Origin of the sequence: Tigheibacillus halophilus (genome assembly GCF_042683165.1) — a bacterium.
GTDB classification, from domain to species: domain Bacteria; phylum Bacillota; class Bacilli; order Bacillales; family Amphibacillaceae; genus Tigheibacillus; species Tigheibacillus halophilus.
The window spans coordinates 44432-56971 of the sequence record NZ_JBHUIZ010000006.1; the positions used below are offsets into that span (position 1 = coordinate 44432).

8 protein-coding genes are annotated in these 12540 nt (G+C 43.7%); 5 read left to right on the forward strand and 3 right to left on the reverse strand.

From position 1 onward, the window contains the following. Positions 1-123 precede the first annotated feature (123 nt). The 3 genes from ACFSMW_RS08710 to ACFSMW_RS08720 all read left to right on the forward strand — a co-directional run bounded on the left by ACFSMW_RS08710 (position 124) and on the right by ACFSMW_RS08720 (position 4252). Positions 124-1113 (forward strand): LacI family DNA-binding transcriptional regulator, encoded by a 990-nt coding sequence (locus ACFSMW_RS08710; RefSeq protein WP_390354867.1) that lies wholly within the window; start codon positions 124-126, stop codon positions 1111-1113. A 109-nt stretch (positions 1114-1222) separates the two neighbouring features. Further along, a complete protein-coding gene (locus tag ACFSMW_RS08715; protein ID WP_390354869.1) occupies positions 1223-2641 on the forward strand; it encodes a sucrose-specific PTS transporter subunit IIBC in 1419 nt (472 codons plus the stop codon). Between the two features lie 147 nt (positions 2642-2788). Continuing rightward, positions 2789-4252, forward strand: coding sequence for a glycoside hydrolase family 32 protein (locus ACFSMW_RS08720; protein ID WP_390355427.1), 1464 nt, complete (start codon positions 2789-2791; stop codon positions 4250-4252). Between the two features lie 138 nt (positions 4253-4390). On the opposite strand, the gene fdhD is transcribed toward ACFSMW_RS08720, so the two are convergent. The 3 genes from fdhD to gdhA form a co-directional block, all read right to left on the reverse strand. Beyond that, positions 4391-5212 carry a formate dehydrogenase accessory sulfurtransferase FdhD gene (gene fdhD, locus ACFSMW_RS08725; RefSeq protein ID WP_390354871.1) on the reverse strand — a complete coding sequence of 274 codons (822 nt, stop codon included), beginning with the start codon at positions 5210-5212 and terminating at the stop codon, positions 4391-4393. Positions 5213-5492: 280 nt separating this feature from the next. Next, entirely contained in the window at positions 5493-6797 is a 1305-nt protein-coding gene (locus tag ACFSMW_RS08730; RefSeq protein WP_390354873.1) for an L-lactate MFS transporter, read from the reverse strand. Positions 6798-7088: 291 nt separating this feature from the next. Then, positions 7089-8477, reverse strand: coding sequence for an NADP-specific glutamate dehydrogenase (gdhA, locus tag ACFSMW_RS08735; RefSeq protein ID WP_390354874.1), 1389 nt, complete (start codon positions 8475-8477; stop codon positions 7089-7091). A gap of 477 nt (positions 8478-8954) precedes the next feature. On the opposite strand from gdhA, the gene ACFSMW_RS08740 reads away from it, so the two are divergent. Then, positions 8955-9860, forward strand: coding sequence for a LysR family transcriptional regulator (locus ACFSMW_RS08740; protein ID WP_390354876.1), 906 nt, complete (start codon positions 8955-8957; stop codon positions 9858-9860). A 421-nt stretch (positions 9861-10281) separates the two neighbouring features. Further along, positions 10282-12504 (forward strand): ribonucleoside-diphosphate reductase subunit alpha, encoded by a 2223-nt coding sequence (locus tag ACFSMW_RS08745; RefSeq protein ID WP_390354878.1) that lies wholly within the window; start codon positions 10282-10284, stop codon positions 12502-12504. Positions 12505-12540: the final 36 nt, after the last annotated feature.

The following is a 12540-nucleotide window of genomic DNA, read 5'->3' on the forward strand; positions in this document are numbered from 1 at the left end:
AATAAAACAGAAAATTTTCCAACAAAAAATAAGCTGGTCATACTGCATGCAGATGTTTATCATTTCAATTGCGCAGATTATGAAGTAATATAGCTGTAGATGAGATGTTTAGGGGCTGAAACAATGATCACCATCAAGGAAATTGCTAAATTAGCGAATGCTTCCAGCTCGACAGTATCCCGGTATCTAAATGATTCGGGTTATGTGAGCGAAGAGACGCGTAAACGAATTGAAAAAGTCATTAAATCCACTGGATATGTGCCAAGCGAGCAAGCAAAATCATTGCGGACAAAGCAGACGAAAGTCATCGGCGTCATTGTACCGCGTCTCAGCACAGATACATCAAGCAGGCTGGTCAACAGCATCAATGATATCCTGGCAGAACAGGGGTATCAAATCATCCTTGCTAATACAAATTTGAATCCGGAAAAAGAGATTGCTAACTTGAGATTGCTTCGGAGCAGGCAAGTGGACGGCATCATTCTGCTGGCCACGAATATCAACCCTACATTAATTAAAGAAATTGAAAACCTGACTGTACCACTTGTCGCTCTTGGGCAAGAGATACCTGGTATCTCTGTCATCCTCAACGATGATTATCAAGCTGCCAAAGACATGACCAAGCTGTTTGGGGAACAGAGCCATCAGGATATTGCTTTCATCGGGGTTTCTGAACAAGATCGCGCAGTCGGGCATCTGCGAAAGAAAGGTTTTTTGGACGCTATGAACGAACTTGGCTTGTATGTTGATCCAAAATGGGTTGCTGAGGCTGGTTTCGATTTACAGTCTGGGTATCAGGCAATGAAAACAATCGCGGAGGCAAAGCGGCAAAAACCGACTGCAGTATTTGCTGTTACCGATACAATTGCGATTGGAGCGATGCATTATTTACTGGAGCATGGCTACGATATTCCGGGGGATGTGGCTATAGCCGGCACGGGAAATTCGCGGGTTTCCGAATATATCAGACCAGCACTCACAACAATCGATTTTTCGAACGAATTGGCAGGGAAACAGGCTGCTGAGCTGATTATCGATCAAATTGGCAAAAAAGAACTGTCCATAAAAAAAGTGGTTATGCCGTATAGCATTATCGAAAGAGATAGTGTATAATACGCTACAAGAGCATATGGAATCGATTTCATACTGTGAATCAACGCATGCTCTTTATTTTATCTATTTTATGGAATCGATTCCACATATAAAAAATGGGGTGATGGGGATGAAAGAGAATCAAAGAATTGCCAAAGAAATCATTACAGCTGTCGGGGGTGAGAAAAACATCCATTCAATCGCACATTGTGCCACCCGTCTGCGAATCATGGTCAATGATAGGGATGCCATAGACCAGGAGGCTGTAGAAGGCATTGATAAAGTGAAAGGGGCGTTTTTCAACTCAGGTCAGTTTCAAGTTATTCTAGGTACGGGAACGGTTAATAGAATCTATGAAGAAGTAGAAAAGTTAGGAATTGCAGGGGCGACAAAGGCAGAACAGTCAGAAGAGATGAAGGGCCAGCAGAAAGCGTGGAAGAGAGCTATCCGTTCATTTGGTGACGTGTTTGTCCCGATTATCCCTGTACTTGTCGCGACTGGTTTATTCATGGGTCTGCGCGGGCTCGTCATGCAGGAACAAATTTTGGGATTGTTCGGTATGACACCGGATGATATATCAGAGAACTTTATTTTATTTACGCAAGTATTGACGGATACCGCCTTCATTTTCCTGCCGGCGCTCGTAACCTGGTCGACGTTTCGTGTGTTCGGTGGCACACCGGTGATTGGCCTTGTGCTGGGTCTGATGCTTGTCAGTCCTTCTTTGCCGAATGCCTGGGATGTTGCCGGTGGTGATGTCCATCCGCTTCATTTTCTTGGATTTATTCCGGTAGTAGGTTACCAAGGTTCTGTGCTGCCCGCCTTTATCGCAGGTATTGTTGGAGCCAAACTGGAAAGGGGCATCCGAAAGCGGGTGCCGGAGTCACTTGACTTGATTGTGACGCCATTTCTGGCATTGCTTGTTATGATTACCCTGGCATTATTTATTATCGGGCCGATTTTTCATACAGTGGAAGATTATATCATGGCTGGTACAGTGGCTGTACTAAATTGGCCTCTTGGTCTGGCGGGTTTAATCATCGGTTTCTTGAACCAAGTCATTGTTATTACCGGTGTCCATCATATTTTCAATCTGATGGAAATCAAGCTGCTCGAAAAATATGGCTTTAACCCGTATAACGCGATTGTCACTTGTTCGGTTGCTGCACAAGGAGGCGCAGCTTTGGCGGTGGGTTTGAAGACAAAATCAAAAAAACTGAAAGCCCTGGCTTTACCATCTTCTTTTTCGGCATTGCTCGGTATTACTGAGCCGGCAATCTTTGGGGTGAATTTACGTTATGGAAAGCCGTTTGTCATGGGACTGATTGGCGGAGGAGTCGGCGGTTTTACGGCCGCATTATTGAAATTGAAAGCAACGGGAATGGCTATTACTGTGATACCGGGGACTTTACTATACTTGAATCATCAAATTATCGGGTATATATTCGTGAATCTCTTGGCAATCGCTATTGCTTTTGTTTTGACATGGATGTTCGGCTATTCGGATAAACATAATGTAGTCAAAGAAACAACGGGCCAAAATGGCTGATGATAAGCTGGACAATATATGGTTAAACACTTATATGACATGCAGTTTATTGTTTCTGTTTGTCAGTACAGCCTGTCCATCGGAAGATGACAGCCCATTATTACGTTATAAATGATGGAAAACAAACTGAAGGAGCATGATTGCTTGATTTACAACGAGAGAGAGCACTTTATGAAGGAAGCAGAAAAACAAATCAAAAAATATTGCCCGTCCCGCGGAAATGATCCTTATCGTTTGCGATATCATGTGATGCCGCCGTCAGGTCTTTTGAATGATCCAAACGGGTTGATCCAGTACCGCGGTATCTATCATTTGTTTTATCAATGGAATCCATTTGAAACAAAGCACGGAGCAAAATGCTGGGCGCACTGCACTTCGAATGATTTAATCCACTGGCGGCAGGAAGACATCGCACTGGCGCCTGCTGACTGGTTCGATAAAAATGGCTGCTATTCTGGCAGTGCAATTGAACACAATGGGAAGATGCATATCTTTTATACCGGGAATGTGAAGGGGCCCAGTGGAAAAAGAGAATCATATCAATGCTTGGCGGTTTCGGGGGATGGCAGCAATTTTACTAAAAAAGGACCGGTGGTTACGCTGCCTGACGGTTTCACCGCCCATTTCCGCGATCCGAAGGTAGTACGGCGTAACGGCCGATTTTACATGCTGATCGGGGCCCAAGATATAGATAATCAGGGCTGCTGTGTAATGTTTGTCTCAGATGATTTGTCCAGCTGGGAATATCAGGGAGTGCTGGCAGGCACCCATAGAAATAATCTTGGATATTACGGTTATATGTGGGAATGCCCGGATTTACTTTCATGGGCTGGAAAGGATGTATTGCTTGTATGTCCTCAAGGGATGGAGCAGGAGGGAAACAGGTTCCAAAATATATACCAGTCAGGCTACTTCGTTGGAGTGGTCGATGATAAAAAAGGAATTTTTCAGACGGAAGGTTTCACGGAGCTTGATAGCGGGTTCGATTTCTATGCACCGCAGACAATGACTGATGAAAATGGGAGAAGAATATTGTTTGCTTGGATGGGGATAACGGATGCCAGTGAACAAAATCACCCGACAATAGCGAATGGCTGGATTCACGCGATGACAATCCCAAGGGAATTGTCGCTCAAAGGCGATAAAATCATACAGCGTCCCGCAGTGGAATTAAAGAAACTTCGCAAAAGCCATACTGCTTACACGAATGTATTCATTCAAGACACAGTAGAATTGCCGCAGGTATCCGGAAAGTCACTGGAACTGCTCATGGAGGAAATCGATACATCCGAAGCTGCGGATTTTACCATTTCTTTTGGGGGCAGTGCTTCTCTGAGCTATGAAGTGAATCGGCAACGCCTGGTATTCAGACGTGTAAGTTTGCTTGACCAATCTTGGGAGCAACGTGTTTGTGAAGTGGATGAACTGGAAAAATTGCATATTTTTATGGATACATCTTCATTGGAGATATTTGTAAATGACGGGGGGATCGTTTTCACTTCCAGATTTTTTCCGAAACCTGAGAATGACAGCCTGCAGTTTTCAGCAACGGGACAGGTATCCTGCCACCTGCAAAAATGGGCCTTAGGCAGCATGCAGTCAAAAAGATGAAGACCTGAAGCAACAAGGTGGATTGCTGTCGGAGGAATTTTCATTAGTTAATCCTCTTTCACAAAATCAATAAGTAATCATGGTTTGGCAGTTTTAAGAAAAATTTTCTTTCTGCCAATGAACAAAACAGGAACAGCTTTATGGTGACAGCTGATCCTGTTTTGTTTTAATGGCTTCATAGATACGCTTTGGGTGTGTATAAACGTTCATTTTGCGGCCGCGGACAAAACCGATAACGGTGATGCCCAAATCATTGGCAAGCTTCAATGCCAAATCAGTCGGTGCAGATTTGGATACGAGAATGCCAATGCCCATTTTGGAAATTTTCAGCAGCACCTCGGATGAAATCCTGCCACTGAAAACAATCAATTTATCTCGCAGGGGGATTTCCCTGATCAATATGTCACCATATATTTTATCCAGTGTATTATGACGGCCGATATCCGTTTGTATGGAAATAATCTCTTTTACACTGCAAAGAGCAGCGTTATGAACACCGCCGGTTTCTTTAAAATAAATCGATGCTTGCTGCAGTTTTTCCATTAATGTATAACATTGTGCTACAGAAACAACCAGCTGGTTCAGAACCGTTTTAGCTGTTTTGACATCACTTTTGAAATAGAACTGCCGGCTTTTTCCGCAACAGGAGCCAATGAATCGTTTGGAATGGTCAACCTGTGCCATGTCGATTGGCCGAGTGACCTCCACATACGCAAATCCCTGTTTGATGTCTATATCTATCGAAGCGATTTCGCGAAATGTGTGAATGATACCTTCTGAAGCCAAAAAACCGATGATCAGTTCTTTGACATTCGAAGGGGAACAGACCATCGTTGCAAACTCCATCCCATTAATCATCACAGTGAGCGGATTTTCACTTGCTATGGTTTCATCCTGCAAAATGGGTGAGCTTTCATTGAAATGAATGATTTCCCAATCATATTTCACTGTTTCATCCATTGTCATTACCAGCCTTTCTCGTGGATATGGTTCCACACACATACAGTGCTGCCAATCTACCAGGTTTTACTGTGAAATGGGCGGATTGGCAGCCTTCACCTGCAAAATAAGGTTTTGCTGTCTATTATAACATGTTCCAACAACCGATTTTCAGAACATATTTCGGAGAATAATAAAATACCATGATCTTATTCCATACCTTGCTTGAAAGTTTTATAAACATATCAGGTTTCTGCTCATCCATGGCACCATTCTCCTGAGAAATGGCAGATAAACAATGCTAATGGACATTGGGGGAATCGGTCCCTGTATTGAAATTTGTATCCGTTTGACTTTTTTGTTCCCTGAGTTTGCGGATATCAGCCCGGATCCATAAAGAAAGCAACAAAGCGATGATAAATAGCACACCAAAGATATTCATGGTCAAATCATAACTGTGTGTGGTGTCATAGATGCTGGATAAGAGCAAGGGACCAGCAACTCCGCCCATCGCCCACGCTGTCAAAATATAACCGTGAATCGCTCCAAGCTGTTTTGTGCCGAACAAGTCGCCGATATAAGCCGGAACAGAAGCAAAACCGCCGCCATAGCAGGTGATGATAGCGAATACAAGGATTTGAAATAAAAAAGGGTTCGACGCAAACGGAATCAGGAAAAAGGCGATGACTTCCATCACAAAAAAGGTGGTGTAGACATTCGGTCTTCCAATATAATCGGACAAAGACGCCCATCCAATTCTTCCTGCTCCATTGAATAAACCGGTGATACCGACCATTCCCGCCGCTGCGATAGCGGACATGCCTGCAATTTCCTGGGCCATTGGCGAGGCGAGAGAAAGGATAGCAATACCACATGTGACATTCAAAAATAACATGAACCACAGCAGCCAGAAACGCCTGGTTTTAATGGCTTCTTTCGCTGTCAACTGAGACAGATCCCTGCTGATTTTTCCGCTAGGCGCAGCTGGTTCCTTTCTTTCTGGCGGTGTATAGCCTTTCGGAAGCCATCCTTCTGGAGGGGCTGACAGATATTGAGAAGATAACATCATGACAACGAAATAAGCTGCCCCCAAAACGAAGAATGTCGCAGAGATGCCGATAGAATGAATCAGGGAAGCTGCAGCCGGTCCACTGATTAAAGCAGCAAAGCCAAATCCCATGATTGCCATGCCTGTGGCAAGTCCCCGGCGATCGGGGAACCATTTTACCAACGTGGAAACAGGTGCTATGTAGCCGATCCCAAGCCCGATTCCCCCGACGATACCGTAGAAGAAATAAAGCAAGTACAAAGAGCCTGCTGCAGTTGCGATTCCAGATCCGGCAACGCCGACACTGAAAAATAAGGCAGAGAGCATACCGGATTTTCTCGGGCCGTGCTTCTCGACAAATGGCCCCATGAATGCTGCTGAAAAACCGAGAAAAAAGATGGCCATACTGAAAGCGAATGAAATCTCGGTTGTTTCCCAGCCGAATTTATCAGCCATTGGATTAGTAAAAACACTCCAGGCATAAGCGGATCCGATCGAAATGTGGATTCCGACACCGCTTGCGGCAATAAGCCAGCGATTTTTCACTTTGTTTCGCATACTTTACCCCTTTTCTGTTTTAATTGTGAACTTTCTGTGAAATCTTATGGACATCATAACATTTAGAATTTTACAATTCAAACGTAGCAAGCGGTAAAACGAAAATTTGTGCATGCTTATTATTCCTTCAGGATACGGTGCTGAATGAGCAGGAAGTGGTTCCCGCCAGCATAAAATAAAAAAGACCGGTTCCGCATGATGCTGCAGCGCAGTTTCCCAAAAGGAAACGCGAGCTGCCGCAGTTACACGAGGAATCAATCCTTATTAAAACCATGAAGCATATTCAGATAATCAAACAACACCCAATTCTATCATGGCATCCGCAACTTTTATAAAACCGGCTATATTTGCGCCGACAACAAGGTTGCCTTCTTTTTCGTACATTTTAGCTGCCTGTTCGCAATTTTTATAAATGTCCCGCATGATTTCCTGCAGGCGGGTTTCCACTTCTTCGAAGGACCAGGCCATACGGGAACTGTTTTGCCCCATTTCCAGGGAGGAGACTGCGACACCGCCGGCATTTGCTGCTTTTCCAGGACCATAATATACATCGTTTTTAAGGAAAATATGAATGGCCTCTGGTGTACACGGCATATTCGCTCCTTCCGCTACATACGCAGTGCCGTTACGCACAAGTGCGGCTGCCGCTTTTTCATCAAGTTCGTTCTGAGTGGCACATGGCAATGCGATATCACAAGGGATATTCCAAATATCCTTGCAATTTTCCTTATAGACTGCAGTCGGGTGCGCATCGATGTAATCACTGATACGGCCTTTCTCCACTTCTTTCAACCGTTTGACCGTATCCAGGTCGATGCCATTTTTTTCATCATACACATACCCATCGGAATCACTGCAAGCAACGACCTTTGCACCAAGTTCGATTGCTTTCTCCATAGCGTAGATGGATACATTTCCCGAACCGGAAACGACCACACGTTTTCCCTTGATCTTTTCCTTTTTGCCTTTAAGCATTTCGCTTACGAAATAAATCAAACCGTATCCAGTTGCTTCTTTCCTGGCAAGGCTTCCACCGTAATTCAATCCTTTACCGGTAAGCACGCCAGCCTCGAAGTTGCCTCGGATTTTTTTATACTGTCCGAACATATAGCCAATTTCCTTGGAACCGACGCCGATATCTCCGGCAGGAACATCGGTGTTAGGTCCGATATAGTTGGCGAGTTCTGTCATGAAACTTTGGCAAAAACGCATGATTTCCATGTCGGACTTGCCTTTAGGATCAAAATCGGATCCGCCTTTTCCGCCGCCAATTGGCTGGCCAGTCAAAGCATTTTTGAATATTTGCTGGAAACCAAGAAATTTGACAATGCTTGTATTGACGGTGGGGTGAAAGCGTAAACCACCTTTATAAGGACCTATGGCACTGTTGAATTGGACGCGGTATCCACGGTTGACCTGTGTCTTGCCTTGATCATCCACCCAAGGCACACGGAAGGTAATCAATTTTTCAGGTTCAACAATTTGTTCTAAAATCTGGTGTTCGATATAGGCGGGGTTTTTCACTAATGCGGGCTTGATAGACTTGAATATGACGCTGACGGTTTGATGGAACTCTGTTTCGTGCGGGTCCCTTCTCTTAATCATCGTGAACACATCATCAATATATGATTGAACGCGTTTTTCAACCTCAGATGTGCTTTCCTTTAGTATTGTCTGCATAGAATCATTCCCTTCAAATTTGATAGTATCTGACTATGTGCATGTGCCATGGTGTAGAAAGAAAACACGGCTTGTGCCGAGCCATATGTCACAACATTCTGTATGAAAATATTTTACGTTACTTTATTTATCGAATCAATATTAATTATAGATATAATTGATGCCGATATGAGATAATAGAGGATGTACAAAAAGTCTGGTAAAGGAATTATATAGTAGGACTAGAGGCAAAGCACGGTCTTCCCATTCTGAAAAAGTCATGTAGGATTGCGTTTTGTTCTGGATGTATGGATGCTATCGATATCATAAAGTGACAGACACCGACTTGGCCTTTCGCCACACTTATGCCGTACTACATCATACCATGCGGCTCCTTCATCTTAGTTATGAACTTGCTCAAGCTTTAGATGATAGAACAATTTTTTATTGAAATACTGGGACAGTTTAAAATTAGCATTGCAGAAAAGGGTGGCGTAATTGGAATTGCGGCAAATCATCTACTTTATTGAAGTGGCAAAAAAAGAACATGTGACGGAAGCTGCGGATAAATTACATGTGGCACAATCAGCAGTCAGCAGACAGATCGCCAATTTGGAAGCAGAACTGGGTGTGCAATTATTCATCCGTCAAGGAAGAAATGTCAAATTAACAGCTATCGGGCAGATCTTCCTGCAGCATATGGAGCAAGCGGTCCATGTTATTGAACATGCGAAACAGGTTATTGAAGAGTATATGGACCCGGAAAGGGGTATTATCAGATTAGGTTTTACAAGCAGTATGGCGGCGTATATTCTTCCGAATGTCATTTCTGCATTCTGTGAAAAATACCCGAATGTGCAATTCAGACTGAGTCAAGGTTCCCATCATGAAATGCAGGAAAAACTGGTAAGCGGAGAAATCAATATGGCGCTGCTTGGTCCTGTACCGACAAAATCCAGCAGCTTGGATGGGACAATCTTGTTCCACGAGAATATGGTAGCACTTTTGCCGGAAAATCATCCGTTGGCATGTAAGGAATCCATACAGCTGGATCAGCTTCGGGCGGAGAAATTCATCTTATTTCCAGAGGGATTCGTATTACGGGATATCGTTGTGCAGGCATGCAGGCAACTTGGGTTTAGCCCGGATATTTCATTTGAAGGAGAAGAATTAGAAGCGATCAAAGGACTCGTCGCGGCAGGTCTTGGTATTTCACTCGTTCCGGAAATCACACTGGTGGACGGACAAATCCGCTCAGCCGCAAAGGTACCTGTAAAAGATCCTGAAGTGAGACGGACAGTAGGCGTGATTATTCCGGTAGATCGACAATTATTGCCAACAGAGAAATTATTCTATGACTTCCTGAAAGAATTTTTTAAGAGGCTGAAACGCTATCAATATTGATTTTTGCAGGTCTTCATGCGAGAATTGCCTTTGGACTAAAAAAATATATGGTTTATTCATTGTCAAATTTCCCTTTCTGTGATAAGCTTTAAATACAATATATAGAGATTAGTTAAAAATAAAAACACTATATATAGTGGTTATTGCAAATTCGACAGGAAATGTATATAGAAGAGGAATACAGAGAAAAGCAGGGGTTTGCATCATTGCTGAGAAAGCAGAGTGAACCGATACGGTAGTCTGGAAACACAACATATCGACCAATGCCGCAAAATCATTGCAGGCCGAAACGACCATATGCTTGCACCTCAATTGGGAGAGGCTGCATAAATGATAGAGGCACAAATGGATCTATCTGTTTTTATGTCGTTTATTCACTGGAATGGGCGGCTTTTTTCATTAAATGGGGAGGATGGAATAAATGATTACAACCATGGGTAGTGAGAATGTCAGAAATTTGATAGATGAGGCTGCAAAAGGGCTTCATCTCGATTTGGACGGTTATAAGGAGAAAGTTTTCAATACAACAGACATGTCTGCGTCAAAAATGGCTGATGTATTGATGAAGCGCGCATTGGAAAATATTGATGAAGCAAATCCTGACTGGACTTTCTTTGCTGCCAGGATATATTTGCATGCACTTTACCAAAAAGCAGCGGCAAATCGTTCTTATGATGCGGATAAACGCTATGGAGATTTTTATGAATTACTGCAGATGTTGACGGAGAAAGGCATTTATACAAATCTGCTGCTTGATAAATATACAAAAGAAGAAATTGAACATTTCGCATCCCATTTAGAACCGGAGCGCGACAATCTGTTTACATATCTGGGGATTTATACATTGGCAACCAGATATCTAGCAACGGATCATGAAAAAAATACATATGAACTGCCGCAGGAACGCTGGATGGTTATCGCCATGCATCTGATGCAGGATGAAGATCGCCAGAAGCGTACTGACTATGTGCTGGAAGCCTACTGGGCACTGAGTAACCTGTATATGACGGTTGCAACGCCGACATTGAATAATGCCGGCAAAACACATGGCCAATTGTCCAGCTGCTTTATTGAAACTGTGGACGATAGTTTGCAGTCCATCTATGACAGCAATACCGATATTGCCAAGTTGTCGAAAAATGGCGGCGGAATCGGAGTCTACATGGGTAAAATCCGTGCGCGGGGCAGTGCGATCAAGGGATTCAAAGGGATGTCCAGCGGGGTCGTTCCGTGGATCAAACAATTGAATAATACAGCGGTAAGCGTTGACCAGCTAGGTACACGCAAGGGTGCAATCGCCATCTATTTGGACGTTTGGCATCAGGATATTGAGGCCTTTCTCGACCTGAAATTAAACAATGGTGATGATCGAATGCGAGCCCACGATATATTCACAGGCGTCTGTCTTCCAGACTATTTTATGGAAAAGGTTGACGAAAGAGGAGACTGGTATTTGTTCGACCCGCATGAGGTCAGACAGGTGATGGGTTATTCGTTGGAAGATTTCTATGATGAGGAAAACGGGCAAGGTACGTGGCGCGAGAAGTATGAAGAATGTGTGGCTGATGACCGTCTTGGTAAGAAGAAGGTTCCAGCTATCGCTATTATGAAACGAGTAATGAAATCACAGTTGGAATCAGGAACTCCATTCATGTTTTATCGCGATGAAGTGAACCGTAAAAACAGCAATCCGCATAATGGCATGATTTATTGCTCAAATCTGTGTACTGAAATCACACAAAACCAATCTCCAACACAATTTCTTGAAGAAATTGTAGAAGCAGACAATAAGATCGTTAAAAAGTATGAAGCAGGAGATTTCGTCGTATGTAATTTAAGTTCAGTGAATCTTGGACGGGCAATCCCAGCTGGTGTACTGGAACGTTTAATTCCAATTCAGGTGCGTATGCTTGATAATGTCATCGACATCAATACATTGCCGATCATGCAAACGCAGCTCACCAACCAAAAATATCGTGCAATTGGACTGGGGACATTCGGCTGGCACCATCTGCTTGCGTTGAAAGGCATCCAGTGGGAAACAGAAGAAGCAGTCACTTATGCGAATGATCTATATGAAAAAATCGCTTATTTGGCCATTAAGGCAAGCTCAGAGCTAAGTAAGGAAAAGGGAAGCTATCCTGCATTTAAAGGCAGCCGTTGGGAAACAGGGGAATATTTCACATCACGCGGATATGACAGTGATGAATGGAATGAAATGCGAGAGACCGTCCGGGAAACAGGTATTCGAAACAGTTACCTGCTGGCGGTGGCGCCGAATTCTTCGACTGCGATCATTGCTGGTTCAACCGCGAGCATCGATCCGATTTTCAAACCGTTCTATTATGAAGAAAAGAAAGATTTCAAAATTCCATATACAGCCCCCGAGCTGAATCACCGTACGTACGACGTTTATCGCAAGAGTGCTTACATTGTGGATCAGCGGTGGTCTGTCGCGCAAAATGCAGCAAGACAGCGGCATGTGGATCAAAGTATTTCATTCAACTTTTATGTGCCGCATAATATCCGTGCCTCCATACTTCTCGACTTACACTTGCAGGCATGGCGGCAAGGCTTGAAAACGACATATTATGTACGCTCCACAGCAAATGATGTAGAAGAATGTGAATGGTGCCAAAGCTGATGGGAAATTGGTTTCACCTGTCTGCGGCAGAATAAC

Coding starts and splice junctions, on each gene's coding strand:
- ACFSMW_RS08730 (WP_390354873.1), bottom strand. CDS start 6,797: ATGCGAAACAAAGTGAAAAATCGCTGGCTTATTGCCGCAAGCGGTGTC.
- ACFSMW_RS08715 (WP_390354869.1), top strand. CDS start 1,223: ATGAAAGAGAATCAAAGAATTGCCAAAGAAATCATTACAGCTGTCGGG.
- fdhD (WP_390354871.1), bottom strand. CDS start 5,212: ATGGATGAAACAGTGAAATATGATTGGGAAATCATTCATTTCAATGAA.
- ACFSMW_RS08745 (WP_390354878.1), top strand. CDS start 10,282: ATGATTACAACCATGGGTAGTGAGAATGTCAGAAATTTGATAGATGAG.
- gdhA (WP_390354874.1), bottom strand. CDS start 8,477: ATGCAGACAATACTAAAGGAAAGCACATCTGAGGTTGAAAAACGCGTT.
- ACFSMW_RS08710 (WP_390354867.1), top strand. CDS start 124: ATGATCACCATCAAGGAAATTGCTAAATTAGCGAATGCTTCCAGCTCG.